We start from the raw sequence: 21,500 nt of genomic DNA on the forward strand, positions 1-21,500 counted from the left end.
TTTTCCTCCTTGTTATTATTCTCTTTCGAGATACAATACAATTACCGGGACAGTATAGCATATCGATGTTCAAAAATCAAAGATTTTTAAAAGATCTATACAAATTTGGAATGGATATGCTATACTTGTAAATAGCTTAAAACAGAGGAGAATAGAGATGTTAAAAGGAAAAACGGTGATTTTAGGCGTGTCGGGCAGCATTGCGGCCTATAAGATTGCAAATCTGGCGAGTATGCTTGGAAAACTACACGCGGACGTACATGTGATCATGACGAAAAATGCCACGAATTTTATCCATCCGATTACCTTTGAGACACTTACAAACAACCGTTGTCTGGTGGATACCTTTGACCGGAATTTCGAATATAATGTGGAGCACGTGGCGCTGGCCAAACAGGCAGATGTGGTACTGGTAGCGCCTGCTACGGCCAATGTGATTGCAAAGCTGACCTATGGCTTAGCGGATGATATGCTCACCACCACGGTTCTGGCCTGCACTTGCAAAAAAATTGTGTCGCCGGCCATGAACACCCGCATGTTTCAGAACCCAATTGTACAGAATAACATTGAAAAGCTGCGCAGGAATGACTTTGAGGTGATCAGTCCGGAAACGGGAATATTGGCCTGCAAGGACGTGGGGGAGGGAAAGATGCCCTCAGAACAGGTGCTGCTGGACTATATTTTGAGAGAGATTGCCTGCAAGAAGGACATGATGGGGATGAAGGTGCTCGTGACGGCTGGTCCCACCATGGAGGCGGTGGACCCAGTCCGCTACATTACCAACCACTCTACCGGTAAGATGGGATATGCGGTGGCAAAGGTGTGCATGCTGAGAGGTGCACAGGTAACGCTGGTGACAGGGCAGACCACAGTGGAAAAGCCGCCGTTTGTAAATGTGATTGATGTGACAAGCGCTAAAGAAATGTTTGAGGCAGTGACGGACTGCTCTCTGGAACAGGACATAGTGGTAAAAGCCGCTGCCGTGGCCGATTACCGGCCTCAGAGGGTGAGTGCGGAAAAGGTGAAGAAAACCGGCAAGAGCATGGTGCTGGAGCTGGAAAAGACGGACGATATCCTGCAGTTTCTGGGGGAGCACAAGCGCTCCGGTCAGTTTCTGTGCGGTTTTTCCATGGAGACGGAAAATATGCTGGAGAATTCCAGAAAGAAACTCAAGAAAAAGAATCTGGATATGATTGTAGCCAACAATCTCAAGGAGGACGGAGCAGGCTTCGGAACAGACACCAATGTGGTGACCATGATCACTGAGGATCAGGAGGTGGCTTTGGATCTGATGTCCAAAGAGGAGACTGCGGGAAAGATTATGGATATGATCTTGTCACAGATGGGGAAGAGGTAAAGCAAACGCATCAAATAGCAGGAGAGGCATATGAAAGCGTACGAGACAGTTTGGGAGATATTTAACCAATGTGCAAATAACCAGATGAGGGATGTGTTTTTTGATGAGATAGAGACAGATGATATCGAAGAATTTCTTCAAAAGAAATTTCAGGGCAAAGAGGTTGCCATGGAAAAAACAGTATTTCCGGACGGCACCATTGTTTATGATATCACTGCGTCCGGAATGAAACAGAGATATTCATTTACGGAAATATAAAGAAAAGAGGGGTACGGAGGTATCCCTCTTTTGATGACGCGCTCTTCGTCCCAAATACGCCAGGTCGTATTTTATAGGGAGAAAGGAAGACTCAGATGAAGAAAACCGGAATAGTAATAGGTGCAGCAGCCGCCGGAACAGCGGCAGCAGCATCTGTGGAAATTTTTTTTAGAAATTTTATCTGCCGCAGGGAGCCGGAGCGGTGGGAGGAGAGGGAGAAGCGCAAGGGAACCCACTGGGTACAGACTGTACCTCTGATCAGGGAGAGCCAGAAGTGGCTGAAGGAACAGGAGACGGAACAGGTCTTTATGCACTCTTTTGACGGACTGACGCTTCAGGGAACCTTTTTACCAGCCAAAGGAGAATCAGACAGGGTCGTATTGGCTGTTCACGGATACATGGGAACAGGGGAGAATAATTACTGTGTGATGGCACGCTTCCTCCATGAAAACGGATATCATGTACTCATTGTGGACGACAGGGCTCACGGCAGGAGCGAAGGAGCTTACAATGGTTTCGGGTGCCTGGATAAGGAGGATTGCTACCGCTGGGTTCATTATCTGAATCGCAGGTTTGAGGGAAAATGCAGCATTTTTCTGCACGGCATTTCTATGGGAGCTGCTACGGTTCTGATGGCTGCGGGGCTGAACCTGCCGCCCGCTGTCAGAGGAATTGTGGGAGACTGTGGTTTTACCTCTCCCAGGGAAGAATTTCTCCATATGGTCCATTCCAGGAAGATTATTGGAGGACGGATTGTGCTTAAACTTGCGGAACCACTGTGCAGGCGCAGAGCCGGATACGGGTTCAGCGACTATTCAGCCAGCGAGGCTGTGACCAGGACAAAAATCCCGGTGTTTATCATTCACGGGGCAGAGGACCGCTATGTGCCCACGCGGATGGGACGGGAGATTTACCAGGCATGTGCTTCGAAAAAACGCCTTTGGATTGTGTCGGGGGCGGCACACGCGGAAAGTTACTATGTGGCGAAACAGGAATATGAAAAGAAGATGCTCCAGTTTTTTGAAGATTGTTTAAAGGATTGCGGACATGAAAAATAAGTATAAGAAATGGAGAGATTCCCTTTCCAGAATGCAGATCATAGCACTGGGATTTTTTCTGATTATTATGACTGGAACCCTGCTTCTCATGCTTCCGATTTCCAGCAGGGCAGGTACCTGGACCGGATTCTGGGATTCTCTTTTTACTGCTACCTCGGCAACCTGTGTGACCGGACTGGTGATGGTGGACACTTACGTACACTGGAACCTATTCGGACAGCTGGTGATTTTGACCATGATTCAGATCGGAGGACTGGGCTTTATGACAGTGGGAGTCCTATTCTCCCTGGTTATCCACAGAAAGATCGGCTTGCGTGAGAGGGGCGTGCTCTCCGAGAGTGTAAATGCCATTCAGATCGGAGGTATTGTCCATCTGGTGAAAAAGATTTTGATGGGAACTCTGATCATTGAGGGGACTGGGGCACTGCTTTTGTCCATTCGTTTCTGTGGGGAGTTGGGTTTTGCCAGAGGGATTTACTATGGAATCTTCCACTCGATCTCAGCCTTCTGCAATGCAGGCTTTGATCTGATGGGATATCAGGGGGAATTTTCATCCCTGGTAAACTACTCTGGGGATTGGCTTGTGAACCTGACGATTATGAGTCTGGTCATTATCGGAGGGATCGGTTTTTTGGTGTGGGACGACTTGACCCAGAAGAAGTTCCGGTTCCGAAAATACCGGGTGCACACAAAGATTGTTTTGATCACTACTTTTATACTGGTTTTTGGAGGAGCACTGCTGTTTTATCTTTTTGAGTCCGGTAATTTAGCCAGAGGCATGGGACCGGGGGAGACGTTCCTGACCTGCATGTTTGATTCAGTCACACCAAGGACAGCGGGCTTTAATACCACAGACATTGCCCAGCTCTCGGACAGCAGCAAGCTTCTGAGCATAATTTTGATGTTTATCGGGGGAAGTCCCGGGTCTACTGCAGGAGGGATCAAAACCACTACCTTTGTGGTATTTTTGCTCTATGTGCGGGCGAACATCAAAAGGACCAGAGGGGTCAACATATTTAGACGTAGGATTGACGAGGATGCCATCAAGAAGGCCAGCGCAGTGGCCTGTACGAACCTGGTCTTGGCTCTCAGTGCAGCACTTTTGATCTGTGGAGTCCAGGGAATGGATTTGAGGGATGTGCTGCTGGAGACCTTTTCTGCGATCAGTACAGTGGGCATGTCCACCGGAATTACGAGGGACTTTGTGACAGTGTCAAAGGCTGCTGTGATTGTCCTGATGTATTGCGGAAGGGTGGGAAGCCTGTCCATGGCGCTCTCCTTTACGGAAAAGAAGAAGATGTCACCAGTAGAGTTGCCTGAGGAAAAGATTTTAATCGGTTAGGGGGAAGAAAACTGCCTATGGAATTTAAGATAAAAAACAAGAGAACAATACTCTTGATCATTGCATTTGCTATTGTGTTTTACTGGGGGTTGAATCACCTTGTTCCTATATTAGAGCTAGCGGAAAGGATGGTGGGTGTTTTCTCACCGTTTATCCTGGGCGGGGCCATTGCCTTTGTCCTGAATGTGCCGCTAAAGCTGATTGAAAAAGTGCTGGGACCTCACATGAAAAATAAGAAGATGCTGCTGCGCATCATCAGTATTCTGCTCTCCTTCGCTCTGGCAGTGGGAATCGTTCTTTTTGTCATTGTTACCGTCATTCCGGAGCTGATCAATACCCTGGTGGCGTTGAATGCGGGAATTCCTAAGTTCCTGGATGATGTGAGCAAGTGGGTTACGGGTCTGACGGCCACCTATCCGGAGATCACAGACTACATTGCCTCCCTGGAGGTGAACTGGACGGATTTGACCCACAAGGCGCTGACGGTACTCCAGAGCAGTGTCACAAATGTTCTAAGCTCAACCTGGGGGGTGGCAACCTCGGTCATCGGAGGTATCACCACCACAGCGCTGGGACTGATTTTCTCTGTATATATTTTAGCCCAGAAGGAAAAGCTGGGTATGCAGGCGAAAAAGATTGTGTATGCATACCTGCCCACAAAATGGGTGAACCGGGTTTTAAAGGTATTTCATATCTCAAATAAGACGTTCTCAGGATTTATCTCCGGACAGTGTACAGAGGCGGTTGTATTCGGATGTTTCTGCTATCTGGGTATGGTTTTGTTCCGGTTTCCATATGCTCTGAGCATCTCTGTGCTCATAGGGTTTTTGACCCTCATTCCCATTGTGGGAGCATTTCTGGGAACTGCCCTTGGGGCTATTCTCATTATGGTGACCAGCCCTCTTCGGGCAGTCTGGTTTGTGGTCCTGATTATTGTTCTGCAGCAGATCGATGGAAACCTGATCTATCCCAGGATTGTTGGGAACTCGGTAGGCCTTCCGGGGATATGGGTCATGATGGCTGTCACAGTTGGCGGAAGCCTAATGGGGATTTTAGGGATGCTGGTTTTTGTGCCCCTTTCCTCGGTGCTCTACGCCCTGCTCCGGGAGAATGTAAATATCCGGTTGGGCAAAAAGGATATAAAGGAAGAGGCCTTGTAAAATGGCCTGAAATGATGTATATTGAATAACAGTGATTACTTGAAAATGCCGGAGAACCCGGCTGGATACAGGAGGCGATGCAACATGGCAGAAAGAGAATGCAGCAGTACAAGCTGTACAAAGGAGAGCTGCGAGGGATGTCCGTCAAAGCAGCCACAGAGTTTATTGGTGGAACCGGGCATCTATACGGAGGTAAAACATGTAATCGGAGTGGTGAGCGGCAAGGGCGGTGTTGGTAAATCCATGGTTACCGCATCATTGGCGAATATGATGGCTGAGAAGGGATACCGGGTGGGAATCCTGGACGCGGACATTACCGGTCCGTCCATACCCAAGATGTACGGAATCCACGGGCCTGCACAGGCGGATGACGAGGGTATTTACCCAATGCTTACGGAGAACGATATCAAGATCATGTCCGTCAATCTGCTGATGCCGGATGAGGAGACGCCGGTGATCTGGAGAGGACCTGTGATTTCCAATATGGTAAAACAGTTCTGGACGGATGTGATCTGGGGAGAACTGGACTATCTTTTTGTGGATATGCCCCCAGGAACAGGGGATGTGCCTTTGACCGTATTCCAGTCTCTTCCTGTGGAGGGAGTGGTGATTGTGTCTTCACCCCAGGATCTGGTGCGGATGATTGTGAAAAAGGCCTACAACATGGCGAAGACCATGAATATCAAGGTTCTCGGGATTGTGGAGAACTACAGCTACTTCAAGTGCCCGGACTGCCAGAAAGTATACCAGATATTTGGGGAAAGCCATATTGATGAGATTGCAAAGGAACTGGACGTTCCTGTATTAGGAAAAATGCCCATAGACCCTGAGTTTGCGAAATACGCGGATTTGGGTAATTTTGAATTGGCGAAAAATTCATATGTGGCGGAAGCGTTTTCCGTACTGCACGCTTAGAACAAAAAAGGAGTTGCCAGACGTGGCAGCTCTCTTTGCGTTATAAATGAAACTTTATGATTAAAAGAAGCTGCAAAGGAGGAAAGAGAAATGGAACAAAGAAATTGGAAACACAAGATCCTTTTGGGGATACAGCATGTGCTGGCTATGTTCGGGGCAACGGTACTGGTACCTGCACTGACGGGACTGAGCACCTCTATCACCCTGTTCTGCGCAGGGATGGGCACTCTGATTTTTCACCTGGTGACCAAGAAAAAGGTGCCTGTGTTTTTGGGCTCCAGCTTTGCGTTTATGGGTGGAATCATGGCTGTAATCGGCAATTCCCGGGTTGGGGATGCGGATTACCTAGACCGGCTGGCAGCACTGAAGGGCGCTCTGATTATTGCGGGACTTATCTATGTGGCCTTCTCCATCATTATCAAGGTGATTGGGTATGAGAAGGTAAATAAGCTGCTGCCACCCATTGTGACAGGCCCCATCATCATTGTTATCGGTCTTCGGTTGAGCGGATCTGCCATCAGCAATGCCTTTTTTGTGACAAATGAGGCGGGGGAATCCGTTTTCAGCCTGGAATCTCTGGTGATCACGCTCTGCGTAGTGTGTACAATCATTGTGATTTCCGTGTATGCCAAAGGAATTTTTAACCTGATGCCCATTCTTTTTGCAATTATCGTTGGGTATCTGATCAGTATTCCGCTGGGATTCTGTGATTTTACGCCAGTGAGTGAAGCACACTTTTTCTCCTTTATGGATCAGGACATCATGTCCCAGATTTTGTGTGCGCCAAAGTTTCAGGCGGATGCCATACTGGCAGTAGCGCCCATTGCACTGGTGACTTTGATTGAGCATGTGGGTGATATCACCACCAACAGCGCGGTGGTTGGCAAGAACTTTATGATAGACCCAGGTATTCACAGGACTATCTTGGGGGATGGTCTGGCGACAGCCTTGGCCGGCCTTTTGGGCGGTCCTGCAAATACCACTTATGGGGAAAATACAGGAGTTCTGGCAGTTACGAAGAATTATGACCCCTCCACGATCCGAATTGCAGCAGTGTTTGCCATTGTTCTGGGGATATTTGGAAAATTTGGGGCTTTGATTACCAGCATTCCCACGCCGGTTACCGGGGGAATCAGCATCATTCTCTACGGTATGATTTCCTCAGTGGGTGTGCGTATCCTGGTGAACAATCACATCAACTTTGGCAACAGCCGTAATTTGATGATTGCCTCTCTGATACTGGTACTGGGAATTGGCTGTGACAGCATACCCATCTTCGGTACTGTGACTCTCTCCGGTCTGGCTCTGGCTGCTCTGGTGGGGATGGTTGTGGCAGCCATTCTGCCGGAAGGCGAGGATAGTGTGCTTCGGTTTAAGGGGTTTGAAGAGGAGAAGTAAAAACCGATATTTAACCCCTAAATTTCAAGCCAAGGATGTCCCATAGAATTCATTGCTCTTAGCATCTGATATTCTATGAGAAATCCTTGGCTCCTTTTAATTTCCGGTAGAGCCAGCGAAGAGAGTTGCTGTTTTCTTCGGCGGCCTTCACCCGTTTTTCCAGTTCATTGATCTGTCGTTGCTGACAGCAGAGAGCCTCCGTCATCATAATCGTAAGATCCTCATGGAGGGTTTTCCGGTTCAGTTTCCAAGTGGAGAGATTTCCCAGGGGTTCCCGGAACAGCACTCCATCCGGCCGGTTTAAGTATTCCAGCGCCAGTTTCCGGTTCCCCTCCTGGTAACGGGCCATAAAATTTCGCTGTTCTTCCTCAGTGAAAAAGCTTTCCCTGTGATGGAGGGCTTTTTCAGTTCGGGCGGCGCTGGCAGCACGCAGCGGATAAGACAAAAAGTCACCAGTCTGCCGATATTCGGGCAGTTGGTTGATGATTCGTTTGAATTCGATATAGTTTCCGTGCAGTCCCAGATTGGAAGCAGGATCGGGAATGGCAAATCCCTCCTGGGGAAGTCCCGTCGCCTCCAAAAAATCAGAAAAAAGTGTATGTTCTTCTCCGCCAAACTGGCCCTCTTCGTAGACACGCAGCAAAAGATATTCCTTTCCAATCCAGGATGCAATTTGCTGGATCTGCTCATAGTAGGAGAAGGCAAAGATTTTGGGAGCCTGTCCATTTATGTAACTGGAAAAATCTTTTGTAAACATCCGTTTTGATTTTACAATGTGATTGTAGAGCGATTCAGCCAGCAGATCCTGCCTGCGCAGATAGACCACTACTTTTAAGGTGCTGTTCATATTCTGGACTTCCTGGATCAGCCGCTGCCAAAAATCGGGCTGCTTCAGCCAATGGTGCCAGATCAGTTCATCGGAGAGCAGGACGGTGTCGAATTGCCTGGCGGCGGCTTTCAACTGGAGAAATCCCTCCCGAAGCACCTGTTCCTCATCCAGTGTTTTTTCTTCGTCCGAAGGATAGACCAGAAAATGTCCGTTTCGGATTTTGTATTTTTCAGATAACCCAACTTGAATTTTGGGGTAAGTGCAGCCCAGCATTTCCAGGTAGTCCCGGTTTGCTGTCAAAAATTTCTGTATGGCAGTAGTACCTGTCTTCATGGTGCCGATATGCAGATAAATTGTACTCATATATAAATTGGAAAATAGTTTCCATGCTCCTTTCCCTAATACTGGAATTGTTTGGTGATCTTTCCTTTGTAACATTTATACTGTATTTCAAAAGTTTGATAGAAATATGTCAGGAATCCGCTGAAAGGATAAAAAGCGAATTTGAAAAAGCAAATTTCAGTGCAGAAGTAAATTCCACACCAGTTTAAAATTTGTTGAATTTCTAAGAGTTTTATAAGCTCAAAACGTTTCTGTTGTAATAGGAGCAACTTCTTAGAAAAGAGCTGAATTTTGCGAACAAATGTTTGATATTCTCTTGTTTTTTGGAAACAGGTGTGCTATACTAAAAAACAAACAAATGTTCGAATGCGAGGCGATACCATGAGAATTCAAGAAGAGATGAGTCTCAACGATAAACTGGAAATATTAGCGGATGCGGCAAAGTATGATGTAGCCTGCACATCCAGTGGGGTAAATCGAAAAGGGGATGGAAAAGGGATTGGCAATGCAGTGGCAAAGGGACTATGCCACAGCTTTGCTGCGGACGGTAGGTGCATCTCTCTGCTAAAGATCTTGTTCACCAATGAGTGTGTCTTTGACTGCAAATATTGTCTGAACCGTTCGTCCAATGATGTGCCCCGGGCTTCCTTCACGCCGGAGGAAGTGTGCCGGCTCACCATTGAGTTCTACAGACGCAATTATATAGAAGGTCTTTTTCTGAGCTCGGGTGTACTGAAGAGTCCCGGTTATACTATGGAACTGCTGTACCAGACCTTGTACAAGCTTCGAAATGAGTATGGGTTTCAGGGATATATTCATGTTAAGGCTATTCCGGGGGCTCCCCAGGAACTGATTGAGAGGACCGGAATGCTGGCTGACCGTATGAGTGTGAACTTGGAGCTTCCCACTGCGGAGAGTTTGCGCAAGCTGGCCCCCCACAAGAGCAGAAAGACAATCTTGGCCCCCATGCGTCAGATTCAGATGAGGATGGAAGAAAATCGGCATGAGCTGGCAGTTTACCGGCAGGCGCCCCGGTTTGTGCCGGCCGGACAGAGTACGCAGATGATCATCGGCGCCACACCGGAGAGTGACTTTGAGATCGTATCCGTGGCGGAATCCCTCTATCAGAAGTTTCAGCTCAAGCGGGTGTTCTATTCCGCTTTTGTGCAGGTGAATCAGGATTCCAGCCTGCCGACCCTTCCGGGGGGCCCACCGCTTCTGCGGGAGCACAGGCTTTACCAGGCAGACTGGCTGCTGCGCTTTTATGGATTTGAGGCGTCAGAGCTGCTCAGTGAAGAGCGGCCAAACTTCAACATGTTTCTGGACCCCAAGTGCAACTGGGCGCTTTCTCATCTGGAGTATTTTCCAGTGGAGATCAACCGTGCTCCTTACCAAACTCTGCTTAGGGTACCGGGTATCGGCACCAAGTCTGCTCAGAGGATTGTTCAGGCCAGGAAATTTGGAAATCTGGGTTTTGAAGATCTGAAAATGATTGGGGTAGTCTTAAAGCGGGCACTCTATTTTATTACCTGCAGCGGACGTATGATGTACCCAGTGAAAATTGAGGAGGACTATATTTTGAGAAATCTGCTGAGTGTAAAGGAACGCCTCCCATATGACTTAAATCACTATCAGCAGATCAATCTGTTTGACGACTGCGGGGTGGCCCGATGACAGTATTTATATGTGACAACAGCACAGATGGAATCTTCAGCGGTGTCTATGATGCGTGGGACAGCAGGGTGGGACATGACCAGGTAAGGCTGGAGGTGGGGGAGGGAATGAATTTTCAATTGTTTGCAGATTATCGTGAAATTCCTGTCGACAGCATAAAGGCGGAAAAGGTGGCAAGGACTGTGAGAACCCGCATGGGGGAGGAGGACTACTATCATATCTACCATGCAACCCTCTCAAAGGAGAAGGAAAAAGCGGACTGTATCTACCACACCATAGTAGAGGGGCTTAAAGGAGGAGGCAGCCGTAGTGTAATGCAGTATTTGCAAAATGATGCGATCCGGGGTGTTTTTGAGATGTCCAGAAATATCCAGAACGAGGCGCATCGATATCTGCAGTTTGTGCGCTTCAGAGAGTTGGAGAATGGAGTGCTTTTTTCGGAAATCAAACCGGAAAATCAGGTTTTGCCTCTGATCGGGGAACATTTTGCAGACCGCTTTCCAGGGGAACATTTCATGATTTATGATATCACCCACAGTGTGTTTTTGATTCATGAGGCCCACAGGCAGTGGGCGCTTGTGCGGGGAGAGCAGCCCAACCGGGAACTGACCCAGAGAGTTTCCGGGCAGGAGAAGGACTACCAGGAGCTTTGGAAAGGGTTCTGTCACACAATCGGCATCAAAGAAAGGCGCAATCTGAGGCTTCAGCAGCAGTTCCTACCCAAAAAATTCCGTAAATACATGACAGAAAATTTTGATTAATTTTTCAATATTGAGAGATGTTTATTCACCTGACAAAAACGGACAATGGCTGACACCATCTATTATGCATAAAAAGAGATAGAAAATTTTGAAAAGTATGAGCATAATTTCCAGAAGGTTGGAAATCCTACAAACATGGTAGAAATTTTATCGTTGACAAATAAAGGATGTGGTGGGATAATACGGAAAAAGAAAACGGAAACCGTTCTCAGCAACAACCATACCGGCGCTGGTGCCGGGAAATTTAAGAAAGGGTGAAAGCTATGTCAGAGAGGAAAATTAAGCTTACGGAACTGAACGAGGTGAAAGAATTCGTGCGTGCTGCTGAGCAGTGTGACTTTGACATTGACATTTTTTACAATAGAGTGGTTATCGACGCAAAGTCAATTTTAGGCATACTCAGCATGGACCTGACACGAGAGCTTACCGTTAAATATGGCGGTGAGAATATGCGCTTTGAGAATGTACTCAGCAAGTATGGCACTGCATAAATGTTCATTCACAAGTAGTGCGGGGGCACACAATCCATATGGTGATTGTGTGCCTTTTGTGTTATACTGGGAAAAAAGTGTGTGTTGGAAAAGAGAAGGAATCTATGGAAGAGATAAAGATATCTGTCCGAAACCTGGTAGAGTTTATTCTCCGCAGCGGCGACATTGACAATCGGCAGGGGGCCATGCCTGATCAGGAGGCAATGCAGTTGGGGAGCCGCCTGCACCGGAAAATTCAGGGACGTATGGGTTCGGATTATACGCCGGAGGTGATGCTGCGGCACAGGGTAGAATACGAAACGTATGCGATTGTCATCGAAGGGCGTGCGGATGGCATCCAGGTGAACAGCCAGGGAACATTGATTGACGAAATCAAGGGAGTGTATCGGGAGTTAAAGCTGATTCAGGAACCGGTGTACGTACATCTGGCTCAGGCCAAGTGTTACGCTTACATTTATGCGCTGCAGAGGGAGCTTTCCAGTATCCGGGTACAGATGACGTACTGTAATCTGGAGACAGAGGAGATCAAAAGGTTTGAACAGGAATACCAGTTCCGGGATCTCAGGGAGTGGTTTGAGAAGTTAATAGAGGAGTTTCGCAAATGGTGCGCCTTCCAGATCCGCTGGAGAGACATACGCCGGGAGTCCATCTGCTGTGTGGAGTTTCCATTTCCATACCGGGAGGGACAAAAGGAGCTGGCCTCCAGTGTATACCGCACCATATACCACAAAAAAAAGTTGTTTATCCAGGCACCCACAGGGGTGGGGAAAACAATTTCCACAGTCTTTCCGGCTGTCAAAGCTGTGGGGGAGGGATTGGGAGATAAGATTTTTTATCTGACAGCCAAGACCATCACCAGAACAGTGGCAGAGGAGGCATTTTCAGTCCTTAAAAAACAGGGCCTTCAGTATAAAGTGGTCACTCTGACAGCAAAGGAGAAGATTTGTCCCCTGGAGGAAACCAGCTGCAATCCAGATCAGTGCCCCTATGCAAAAGGGCATTTTGACAGGGTCAATGACGCGGTGTATGAGATGGTGACAGAGGGGGAGGATTTTTCCAGGGATGCCCTGCTGGCCCAGAGCGAAAAGTGGTGTGTGTGTCCTTTTGAACTCTCCCTGGACGTGTCTACCTGGGTGGACGCGGTGATCTGCGACTACAACTATGTATTTGATCCCAGAGCCCATCTGAAGCGGTTCTTCGGGGAGAATGTAAAAGGGAGCTATCTGTTTCTGATTGATGAAGCACACAACCTGGTGGAGCGCGGCCGGGAGATGTTCAGTGCAGCACTGGTTAAAGAAGACCTTCTGGATGCCAGAAAGGCAGTGAAGGCATACAGCCCCAAGTTAGCGCGCCTGCTGGATAAGTGCAACAAGAAGATGCTGGAGTGGAAAAGGGAGTGTCCTGAATATGAACTCCATGACAATATCGGAGATTTTGTCATCACCCTGATGAATCTGGCGTGCGAGACAGAAAACTTTCTGGAGGAGGCCCAGCAGGAGGAGGTGAGAGAAAAGGTGCTGGAGCTTTATTTTGAGCTGCGCGCTTTTTTGGACACCTACGACCGCCTGGATGAACATTATGTGATATATACGGAGCTGACGGAGAGTGGGCGTTTTATGGTCAAGCTGTTCTGTGTGGACCCTTCAGCCAATATTCAGACATGTCTGGACAAAGGGGTAAGCGCCGTACTCTTCTCAGCCACCCTTCTTCCCATCCGCTATTATATGAGTCTGCTCAGCACCAAAGGGGATGACTATGCAGTGTATGCAAAATCTCCCTTTGATCCAAAGCGCAAGCTGCTTTTAGTGGGAACGGATGTGAGCAGCCGGTATACCAGGCGGGGGGAGCAGGAGTACCTCAGGATCGCTGAGTATCTGGAAAAGACTGTGAAACAGAAGACAGGAAACTATCTGGTCTTTTTTCCGTCCTACCGGATGATGGAGGATGTGGCACAAGCTTTTGAGCGTATAGCCCCCCAGGGAGTGCGTCTGCTGCGCCAGAGCAGCGGCATGGGAGAGCAGGAGAGGGAGGCGTTTTTGGAGAGCTTTTCTTCGAAATCTCAGGAGAGCCTGCTGGGTTTTTGTGTAATGGGGGGAATCTTTGGAGAGGGAATTGACCTAAAGCATGACCGGCTCATTGGCGCTGTGATTGTGGGGACAGGCCTGCCTCAGATCTGTAATGAGAGGGAGATCCTGAGAAACTACTATGACCACAGAGGTGGAAATGGCTTTGCCTACGCTTACCTCTATCCCGGAATGAACAAGGTGCTCCAGTCAGCAGGCAGGGTGATCCGTACAGACCGGGATCGGGGTGTTATCCTGCTGCTGGATGACCGGTTTGCAGGCAGGCAGTATATAGAGCTTTTTCCCAGAGAATGGGCGGACTATCAGGTGTGTAACCGCCAAAATGTGGCTGACATGCTTGCTGAATTTTGGGAAAGGGAAGCGTGCAGCGAAAATGAGCGGTCCTTTTTCTTGCAAGAAACACCGCAGGGTGTTAAAATATGATGGAACAGCGACCGGGGATAAAACCGGAGAAATGAATACAGCACAGAGTATGGAGGAATCTATGAGAGGCGTAAGAAGAGTATATGTGGAGAAAAAGCCTGCATTTGCAGTGCAGGCAAAGGAGTTGGGACACGAGATTCGCAGTTATCTGGGAATCCGGTCTCTGACGGGAGTACGTGTTTTGATCAGGTATGATGTGGAAAATATTTCTGATGAGGTATTTCAGGATGCCTGTAAGACCGTATTTTCAGAACCGCCGGTAGACACATTATATGAGGAAACCTTTGAGACAGCCCCAAATGCCAGGGTGTTTTCTGTGGAATATCTGCCGGGGCAGTTTGACCAGAGGGCGGATTCCGCAGTACAGTGTGTGAAATTTTTAAATGAGGATGAGGAACCCATTATCCGCTCCGCCACCACTTATGTGATAGAGGGCGAGGTTTCCGACGAGGAGTTTGAGGCAATCAAAAATCACTGCATCAACCCTGTGGACTCCAGGGAGACAGACATGGTAAAGCCGGAGACTCTGGTGACACAGTTTGATGAGCCGGCAGATGTGATTACCATCGAAGGGTTTATCGGAATGCCCCAGGATCAGTTGAAGGAATTTTACGCCTCACTGAATCTGGCGATGACTTTCATGGATTTTCTGCATATTCAAAACTATTTCAGGGAGGAAGAGAAGCGTGATCCGTCTATGACGGAGATCCGTGTGCTGGATACCTACTGGTCTGACCACTGCCGCCACACTACTTTTTCCACAGAGCTCAAAGAAGTAGTATTCGGAGAGGGATATTACCGGGAACCGATTATGGGAACCTATGAAAAATATCTGGCTGACCGGGCGGAGATATTCAAAGGGCGTGACGATAAATTTGTATGCCTGATGGATCTGGCCCTGATGGCTATGAGAAAGCTGAAAAAAGAGGGAAAACTGGAAGATCAGGAGGAGTCTGATGAGATCAACGCCTGCAGTATTGTGGTGCCTGTAGAGATTGACGGGGAGACAGAGGAGTGGCTGATCAACTTTAAGAATGAGACCCACAACCATCCCACTGAGATAGAGCCTTTCGGAGGCGCTGCTACCTGTCTGGGAGGCGCTATCCGCGACCCCCTCTCCGGACGCACCTATGTATATCAGGCGATGCGTGTGACCGGGGCTGCAGATCCCACCGTATCTGTGAAGGAGACCTTAAAGGGAAAACTGCCCCAGAAAAAGCTTGTGCGCGGTGCGGCTCACGGATACAGCTCTTACGGCAACCAGATCGGCTTGGCCACAGGCCTTGTGAAGGAGATTTACCACCCTAACTATGTCGCAAAGAGGATGGAGATCGGTGCTGTCATGGGCGCTGCCCCCAGAAAGGACGTGAAGAGAGAGACCTCTGATCCCGGAGATATCATCATTTTACTGGGCGGAAGAACAGGACGTGACGGTATCGGGGGTGCAACAGGTTCTTCCAAGGTACATACAGAGGCATCCATAGAAGTCTGCGGTGCTGAGGTACAGAAGGGAAATGCGCCTACTGAGAGAAAGATTCAGCGCATGTTCCGCAGGCCAGAGGTGAGCAGACTGATCAAGAAGTGCAATGACTTTGGAGCAGGCGGTGTCTCCGTTGCCATTGGAGAACTAGCGGACGGACTCCACGTATATCTTGACAAGGTTCCGAAAAAGTACGCAGGTCTGGATGGTACGGAGATCGCGATTTCCGAGTCCCAGGAACGCATGGCTGTGGTTGTAGATCCCAAAGATGTGGATGAGTTTTTAAAGTACGCAGTTGAGGAAAATCTGGAAGCGGTTGAGGTGGCGGTTGTCACTGAGAAGCCGCGTCTGGTTTTGATCTGGAGAGACAAAGAGATTGTAAATATATCACGGGCCTTCCTGGATACCAATGGCGCTCACCAGGAGACAAATGTGGCAGTGGATATCCCTTCCGAGAAAGATAAGTTCTTTGTAAGAGAAGAAGTGGGGGACGTAAAGGCGAAGTGGATGGATACCCTCAAGGATTTAAATGTGTGTTCCCAGAAGGGGCTGGTGGAGATGTTCGACGGCTCTATTGGGGCAGGCTCGGTATTTATGCCCCACGGCGGAAAATACCAGCTCACAGAAACCCAGGCAATGGTTGCCAAACTGCCTGTTATGAAGGGCAAGACAGATACAGTCACCATGATGAGCTATGGCTTTGACCCCTATCTGTCCAGCTGGAGTCCATATCACGGGGCAGTCTACGCAGTGGTGGAATCTGTGGCTAAGATTGTGGCCAGTGGAGGTGATTATCGTAAAATTCGTTTTACTTTCCAGGAATATTTCCGTAGGATGACAGAAGATCCCCATAGATGGAGCCAGCCGTTTGCCGCTCTTTTGGGAGCATATGAGGCTCAGCTGGGATTTGGGCTTCCATCCATTGGAGGAAAGGACAGTATGTCCGGAACCTTCAATGAGATTGATGTTCCGCCCACACTGGTTTCTTTTGCAGTGGATGTGGCCAGTTCAAAGCATATCATTACACCTGAACTGAAGCAAGCGGGAAGCAAGCTGGTGCTTTTGGAGATTGAGAAGGATCCGTATGATCTTCCCAAATACGAACAGATCATGGATCAGTACGGAAAATTCTTTGAGGATGTGAAAGCCGGGAAGATCATCTCCGCCTATGCGGTAGACGCCAAGGGCATTGCGGCGGCAGTGAGCAAGATGGCATTTGGTAACCATATGGGTGTTAAGATTGAACACAATGTGGATGAGAGGGATTTGTTTACCCCTGGATTTGGAAATATTGTGGCTGAAGTGCCGGAAGGAAAGGTTGGGGAGCTCTCCATCTCGTATACGGTTATCGGCGAGGTGACAGATAAGGCAGCCTTTGAATACCGGGATGTGGTGATCACGATGGAGGAGGCTCTTGAGGGCTGGACAGGTACCCTGGAAAAGGTATTCAGTACAGTTTCCGGGGCGGAACCTCAGAAAGAGGAGGAGCACAGTCTCTACAAAGCTGACAGCATCTATGTGTGCAAGCACAAAACCGCAAGACCGAGGGTGTTTATTCCGGTATTCCCCGGGACTAACTGTGAGTACGACAGCGCCAGGGCATTTGAGCGGGCCGGGGCGGATGTGAACGTAAAGGTGTTTAAGAATGTTACGGCAGAGGATATCAGGGACTCTGTGGAGATCTTTGAGAAGGCCATCAATCAGGCTCAGATCATTATGTTCCCCGGAGGTTTTTCCGCGGGCGATGAGCCGGACGGTTCTGCTAAATTTTTTGCCACAGCATTCCAGAACGCAAAGATGAAAGAGGCTGTGATGAAGCTGCTCAATGAGAGGGACGGGCTGGCACTGGGGATCTGCAACGGTTTCCAGGCGCTTGTGAAACTGGGCTTGCTCCCATATGGAGAGATCACAGGTCAGAAGGAAGATTCTCCCACACTGACATTTAACACAATTGGACGTCATATTTCTAAGATGGTCTATACCAAGGTGGTGTCTGACAAGTCTCCGTGGCTGCAGCAGGCCAAGCTCGGGGCAACGTACTGTAACCCAGCATCCCACGGGGAAGGCAGGTTCGTGGCGAATGAGGAGTGGATTCAGAGACTGTTTGCAAACGGTCAGGTGGCCACCCAGTATGTGGATGCAAACGGCAAACTCTGTGTAAATGATGAGGAGTGGAATGTAAACGGCTCTTACTGCGCAATTGAGGGAATCACCAGCCCGGACGGACGTGTATTCGGTAAAATGGCACACTCTGAACGCCGGGGAGAATCCGTAGCGATCAATATTTACGGAGAGCAGGATATGAAGATATTTGAGTCCGGTGTTGAATATTTTATAAGATAGGTATATATACAGTGAGTGCGGGGACAGGTTCCGGTATGGGATCTGGCTCCGCATTTTTGCGTCTGTATATCAAAAGATGTGTTAAAACAATTGGTGTGACCGAAATGTGACAAAGCGTTACAAAAACAAAGAAAAAATCTTCAATTTAATAGGCCATACATAAACTTTGTATGACTGTTTCAATTTGTTTAATTTGTGTGTGAAATGTTGAATATTGCCTAATAATGTCTTATAATATAGATAAAACATAGCCGGATTTGATGTTAGGAAAAATCTGAATATGATTCGCGATAATACAAAGGAGAAAAAAATATGAAATGGACAGAGGATAACAAAGAGTTTTACTACCTGATCTTGTGGGAAGGTAGAGACACCAGCCTGCTTGCGGATGAGCGTGTGAAAAAAAGGTTTTTAAATACCCTCCTATTGATACAACAGGAACTACCATTTCAGATTTATTCTTTCTGCATGACTAATAACAGGGCATATTTTCTTATGCAAATCTCAAAGGGTTCCAAAGCAGGATTTGTTTTTAACTTAATGGCCCAGGCCCTGGAGCAGAGCTGCTGCAGCTTATACAGTGGATGGAGAGGTGAAATCCAGATATCCTCTCAGAGGATAGAACCTGAAAATGAGGCAATGCTTCTGGAACACTGCGTCATGGTACACCGGCATGCACTGGAGTGCGCAGCCAGGGTGGAGGATTACTGGTGGTGCAGCTACAATGATTACATAAATAAGTACCACACAGGTCTTGTCAGACCGGAAAAACTTCTGCAACAGTTGGATGAGAGTGCCCGCAAGTCTATACAAAAATTTATTTTGTGTCATAGAAAATTGTGCTATACTAAAGAAAACGTTTCAGGAGCAAAAATGTGACGTGAAAATGTTAAAAAACTGAAAAAGTTATTGAAAGGGGAAGTTTGCAGTGGAGCTAAGAGACAATGTTAAGGGAGTTCATCATCTCTGTATTCCTGTTATGGACATGAAGGAGGCACTAGGGTGGTACCAGGAGAAACTCGGGTTTCAGGAAATACAGCGGAAGTTGGTGCTGAACCCTTACAAAACAGAGGCTGCCTTTTTGAGATTGGGAGATCTCTGGCTGGAGCTTTTACAGCCGTCGGGAAGAGAGCTTGTAAAATTGCAGAACAGAGGTGACGGAATCCTGGACCACTTTGCCATCAATGCTCCGGATTTGGAGAAATGCGTTGCAGAGGCTTTGAAAAAAAACATGGCATTCCACAGTTCCACGCCGCAGGGAATTGTCCATTACCGTACCTTGGGAGCCTGCGGAGTGGAGGGAGTAAATTTTGTGGGGCCTAACGGAGAGGTGGTGGAGTTCTGCCGGGACAACAGTGCAGACAATGGGAAGTGTTCAGGGCTGCAGGGGTGGGCCCACCTGGCATTGAAGGTGCGTAGTCTCAGTGCTACGAAAGCATTCTATGGAGAGATGGGATTTGAGGAAAAGGGGAGTGGATATCTGGATACACCGGACGGCCGTCTGTACATTGCTTTTTTGGAGAAAAATGGATTTGTACTGGAAGTGATCCAGATGACCGGTGCAGGGGTAAAAGAGCTGGAGAGCAGGGGAGAGGGGCATCTTGATCATATTGCGCTTGAGGTGGAAGATATAGAGGAGGCTTACTACAAAGTCAGAAAATTGGGATTCCGGATGAAGGATTATGTGATCAGAGAGCTCCCTCTGCTGCAGCGTGGTATCAAATTTTTTACAGTTTTTGGCCCGGATGGAGAAAAAGTAGAATTTAGTAAAAAAAGTGCTTGACATATTTCGCAACTTAATAGTATAATAGCAGAGCAGTTCGGAACAAGAGCTGCTGACCAAGGGATCTTAGCTCAGCTGGGAGAGCATCTGCCTTACAAGCAGAGGGTCATAGGTTCGAGCCCTATAGGTCCCATTTATATGACAATTATGGCGGAATAGCTCAGCTGGCTAGAGCATACGGTTCATACCCGTAGTGTCGAGAGTTCAAGTCTCCCTTCCGCTACTGTCATATAAGATGGCTGCCGTTTCGTGGTAAAGTGATTTATCATGAAACGGCAGTTTTTTTGTTTCAGCATGAGGAAAGTAAAAATGCCATAACAAGCGGCAAATTTTAGTGGATTTATAAAAGCTGCTGAAGGTATTTACCGTAACAAGGGATGCCCAAACTTCCTAAAAATATGAGTATATACTGGATGGAAAGCTCAAAATATGATATTCTGATACAAGATAGGTGAAGACTGCTAAATGGTTCCGGAAAAGAGTTATCCGGCGGCTTTTAGTATTGAAAATCAGGAGAAGTAAAGAATAGATGAATGATATTTTAATGGCATTGAATGATTTAATGGTTATTGTGTTTGATCTGCTGATTTACACGAAAATGTTCGTTTTGAAAAAGAATACTATAAAAAACCGCTTTATTATGTATGGAGGCTGTGCGGTCATTGTCACTGCCTACTATTGTGCGGTCTATGTGTGGCGATTCCCAGCAGTTTTGTCTTCGGCGTTATGTATGGCAGTGCCGAGCTTTCTGCTGTTTTTTGCTCTGTCCAAGTATCAGGACAGCCGTTTTGTCCTTACATTTTGCTTTGTGGATACCACCTCACTGATCGTGGCTTTTATTGGGCGGGCTATTGGACTTTTCTTTGACAACGGAGAGCTTTGTGCAGTGGTTGTGATGGCTGCATTATTTCTCACGTTGACAATCGGTGGAAATAAGTATTTTAAATATTATCACAAACTCCTGGAGGAGACAAAGGCGGGATGGCGCGGGATGGCCTCAGCAACGGTTTTGATCTATTTTGCAATGGTTTTTTTTGCATCCTATCCTAAGCCAATGATAGAACGGTTGGAATATTATCCTGTATGGTTTGTGTTCGCATGTGTAGTGATCTCATGCTATGTGGTATTTATCCACTCAATCATTAAGACAAAACAGATTGTGGAACAGAACAAGAGACTGGAACGAGAGAGGGTAGTGTATCAAATGGCATTTACGGATGCGCTGACGGGTTTGTATAACAGGGCGTCTTATATGGAGAAAGTAAACCAACTGGAACGGCAGAGAGAAAATGGTGACAATGTCTGCTGCATTGTAGCTGATGTGAATCGATTTAAAGAGATCAATGACACAAATGGACATCACGTGGGGGATATTGTGCTTAAGAAAATTGCGGAAGCTTTGAACAAAGCGTTTCGGGAAGAGGAACAGTATATCTTCCGCATGGGAGGCGACGAATTTTTGATTTTGGCTGAAAATGTGACGACGGAGGAGATATGTGGAAAAATAAGTAATTTAAATGAACTGCTGGCGAGTCTGGGAAATGAGATGGGACTGGAGGTTTGTGTGGCAACAGGATATGAAATTCTGATGAAGGATGACGAAGGGACAATTGAAGATGCATATATTCGTGCGGACAGGAAAATGTATGGGGACAAAAATCGAATTGTGTCTAAAATATGTCCATACTCTTAATAAACATTAAGAAACTTCAGAAATCATTCACGTTTTATTAATAAAAATCAAAAGAAATAAAATTTTAAGGTATGGTAAGATACCTCTTGTAATAAAAACATAGGTACAA

16 protein-coding genes and 2 tRNA genes are annotated in these 21,500 nt (G+C 47.4%); 17 read left to right on the forward strand and 1 reads right to left on the reverse strand.

Annotated features, from left to right (window positions below; translation table 11 throughout):
* Positions 1 to 157: 157 nt before the first annotated feature.
* The 7 genes from coaBC to AC0THY_RS07540 all read left to right on the forward strand — a co-directional run bounded on the left by coaBC (position 158) and on the right by AC0THY_RS07540 (position 7,488).
* A complete protein-coding gene (coaBC, locus tag AC0THY_RS07510) occupies positions 158 to 1,357 on the forward strand; it encodes a bifunctional phosphopantothenoylcysteine decarboxylase/phosphopantothenate--cysteine ligase CoaBC (RefSeq protein WP_489993812.1) in 1,200 nt (399 codons plus the stop codon).
* Positions 1,358 to 1,387: 30 nt separating this feature from the next.
* Positions 1,388 to 1,615 carry a hypothetical protein gene (locus AC0THY_RS07515; RefSeq protein ID WP_489993813.1) on the forward strand — a complete coding sequence of 76 codons (228 nt, stop codon included), beginning with the start codon at positions 1,388 to 1,390 and terminating at the stop codon, positions 1,613 to 1,615.
* A gap of 95 nt (positions 1,616 to 1,710) precedes the next feature.
* Positions 1,711 to 2,673 (forward strand): alpha/beta hydrolase, encoded by a 963-nt coding sequence (locus AC0THY_RS07520; protein ID WP_489993814.1) that lies wholly within the window; start codon positions 1,711 to 1,713, stop codon positions 2,671 to 2,673.
* Positions 2,663 to 4,015, forward strand: coding sequence for a TrkH family potassium uptake protein (locus tag AC0THY_RS07525; protein WP_489993815.1), 1,353 nt, complete (start codon positions 2,663 to 2,665; stop codon positions 4,013 to 4,015). The genes AC0THY_RS07520 and AC0THY_RS07525 overlap by 11 nt, the downstream gene beginning before the upstream one ends.
* 17 nt (positions 4,016 to 4,032) lie before the next feature.
* Complete coding sequence (locus AC0THY_RS07530) at positions 4,033 to 5,175, forward strand: AI-2E family transporter (RefSeq protein WP_489993816.1); 1,143 nt, start codon at positions 4,033 to 4,035, stop codon at positions 5,173 to 5,175.
* Positions 5,176 to 5,259: 84 nt separating this feature from the next.
* Positions 5,260 to 6,090, forward strand: coding sequence for a P-loop NTPase (locus AC0THY_RS07535; RefSeq protein WP_489993817.1), 831 nt, complete (start codon positions 5,260 to 5,262; stop codon positions 6,088 to 6,090).
* Between the two features lie 90 nt (positions 6,091 to 6,180).
* Positions 6,181 to 7,488, forward strand: coding sequence for a uracil-xanthine permease family protein (locus AC0THY_RS07540; RefSeq protein ID WP_489993818.1), 1,308 nt, complete (start codon positions 6,181 to 6,183; stop codon positions 7,486 to 7,488).
* A gap of 73 nt (positions 7,489 to 7,561) precedes the next feature.
* On the opposite strand, the gene AC0THY_RS07545 is transcribed toward AC0THY_RS07540, so the two are convergent.
* Positions 7,562 to 8,680, reverse strand: a complete 1,119-nt coding sequence (locus AC0THY_RS07545) for a hypothetical protein (RefSeq protein WP_489993819.1) — start codon at positions 8,678 to 8,680, stop codon at positions 7,562 to 7,564.
* Positions 8,681 to 9,058: 378 nt separating this feature from the next.
* Between AC0THY_RS07545 and AC0THY_RS07550 the strand changes: the two genes are divergently transcribed.
* From AC0THY_RS07550 to AC0THY_RS07595, 10 genes are all read left to right on the forward strand, one after another.
* Positions 9,059 to 10,333 (forward strand): putative DNA modification/repair radical SAM protein, encoded by a 1,275-nt coding sequence (locus tag AC0THY_RS07550; protein ID WP_489994157.1) that lies wholly within the window; start codon positions 9,059 to 9,061, stop codon positions 10,331 to 10,333.
* The gene (locus AC0THY_RS07555; protein WP_489993820.1) at positions 10,330 to 11,094 is read left to right on the forward strand and encodes a TIGR03915 family putative DNA repair protein; all 765 of its coding nucleotides are present in this window, start codon (positions 10,330 to 10,332) and stop codon (positions 11,092 to 11,094) included. Before AC0THY_RS07550 ends, AC0THY_RS07555 begins: the two co-directional genes overlap by 4 nt.
* A 263-nt stretch (positions 11,095 to 11,357) precedes the next feature.
* On the forward strand, positions 11,358 to 11,585 hold the full coding sequence (locus tag AC0THY_RS07560) for an HPr family phosphocarrier protein (RefSeq protein ID WP_489993821.1): 228 nt from the start codon (positions 11,358 to 11,360) through the stop codon (positions 11,583 to 11,585).
* 104 nt (positions 11,586 to 11,689) lie between these two features.
* Positions 11,690 to 14,092 carry an ATP-dependent DNA helicase gene (locus AC0THY_RS07565; protein WP_489993822.1) on the forward strand — a complete coding sequence of 801 codons (2,403 nt, stop codon included), beginning with the start codon at positions 11,690 to 11,692 and terminating at the stop codon, positions 14,090 to 14,092.
* Between the two features lie 61 nt (positions 14,093 to 14,153).
* Positions 14,154 to 17,915, forward strand: a complete 3,762-nt coding sequence (locus AC0THY_RS07570) for a phosphoribosylformylglycinamidine synthase (protein WP_489993823.1) — start codon at positions 14,154 to 14,156, stop codon at positions 17,913 to 17,915.
* Between the two features lie 312 nt (positions 17,916 to 18,227).
* On the forward strand, positions 18,228 to 18,794 hold the full coding sequence (locus AC0THY_RS07575) for a hypothetical protein (RefSeq protein WP_489993824.1): 567 nt from the start codon (positions 18,228 to 18,230) through the stop codon (positions 18,792 to 18,794).
* 49 nt (positions 18,795 to 18,843) lie between these two features.
* Positions 18,844 to 19,698, forward strand: coding sequence for a VOC family protein (locus AC0THY_RS07580; protein WP_489993825.1), 855 nt, complete (start codon positions 18,844 to 18,846; stop codon positions 19,696 to 19,698).
* A 60-nt stretch (positions 19,699 to 19,758) separates the two neighbouring features.
* A tRNA-Val gene (locus tag AC0THY_RS07585) sits at positions 19,759 to 19,831 on the forward strand.
* 16 nt (positions 19,832 to 19,847) lie between these two features.
* Positions 19,848 to 19,921: transfer RNA gene (locus AC0THY_RS07590), tRNA-Met, on the forward strand.
* Between the two features lie 306 nt (positions 19,922 to 20,227).
* Positions 20,228 to 21,391 (forward strand): GGDEF domain-containing protein, encoded by a 1,164-nt coding sequence (locus AC0THY_RS07595; protein WP_489993826.1) that lies wholly within the window; start codon positions 20,228 to 20,230, stop codon positions 21,389 to 21,391.
* The last annotated feature ends 109 nt before the right edge of the window (positions 21,392 to 21,500 follow it).

The sequence above is a fragment of the Ruminococcus sp. 8Y-12 genome (assembly GCF_058119865.1).

Bases quoted from the DNA above. Each gene is read 5' to 3' on its own strand.
- coaBC (WP_489993812.1), top strand. From the start codon at position 158: ATGTTAAAAGGAAAAACGGTGATTTTAGGCGTGTCGGGCAGCATTGCG.
- AC0THY_RS07515 (WP_489993813.1), top strand. From the start codon at position 1,388: ATGAAAGCGTACGAGACAGTTTGGGAGATATTTAACCAATGTGCAAAT.
- AC0THY_RS07520 (WP_489993814.1), top strand. From the start codon at position 1,711: ATGAAGAAAACCGGAATAGTAATAGGTGCAGCAGCCGCCGGAACAGCG.
- AC0THY_RS07525 (WP_489993815.1), top strand. From the start codon at position 2,663: ATGAAAAATAAGTATAAGAAATGGAGAGATTCCCTTTCCAGAATGCAG.
- AC0THY_RS07530 (WP_489993816.1), top strand. From the start codon at position 4,033: ATGGAATTTAAGATAAAAAACAAGAGAACAATACTCTTGATCATTGCA.
- AC0THY_RS07535 (WP_489993817.1), top strand. From the start codon at position 5,260: ATGGCAGAAAGAGAATGCAGCAGTACAAGCTGTACAAAGGAGAGCTGC.
- AC0THY_RS07540 (WP_489993818.1), top strand. From the start codon at position 6,181: ATGGAACAAAGAAATTGGAAACACAAGATCCTTTTGGGGATACAGCAT.
- AC0THY_RS07545 (WP_489993819.1), bottom strand. From the start codon at position 8,680: ATGAGTACAATTTATCTGCATATCGGCACCATGAAGACAGGTACTACT.
- AC0THY_RS07550 (WP_489994157.1), top strand. From the start codon at position 9,059: ATGAGTCTCAACGATAAACTGGAAATATTAGCGGATGCGGCAAAGTAT.
- AC0THY_RS07555 (WP_489993820.1), top strand. From the start codon at position 10,330: ATGACAGTATTTATATGTGACAACAGCACAGATGGAATCTTCAGCGGT.
- AC0THY_RS07560 (WP_489993821.1), top strand. From the start codon at position 11,358: ATGTCAGAGAGGAAAATTAAGCTTACGGAACTGAACGAGGTGAAAGAA.
- AC0THY_RS07565 (WP_489993822.1), top strand. From the start codon at position 11,690: ATGGAAGAGATAAAGATATCTGTCCGAAACCTGGTAGAGTTTATTCTC.
- AC0THY_RS07570 (WP_489993823.1), top strand. From the start codon at position 14,154: ATGAGAGGCGTAAGAAGAGTATATGTGGAGAAAAAGCCTGCATTTGCA.
- AC0THY_RS07575 (WP_489993824.1), top strand. From the start codon at position 18,228: ATGAAATGGACAGAGGATAACAAAGAGTTTTACTACCTGATCTTGTGG.
- AC0THY_RS07595 (WP_489993826.1), top strand. From the start codon at position 20,228: ATGAATGATATTTTAATGGCATTGAATGATTTAATGGTTATTGTGTTT.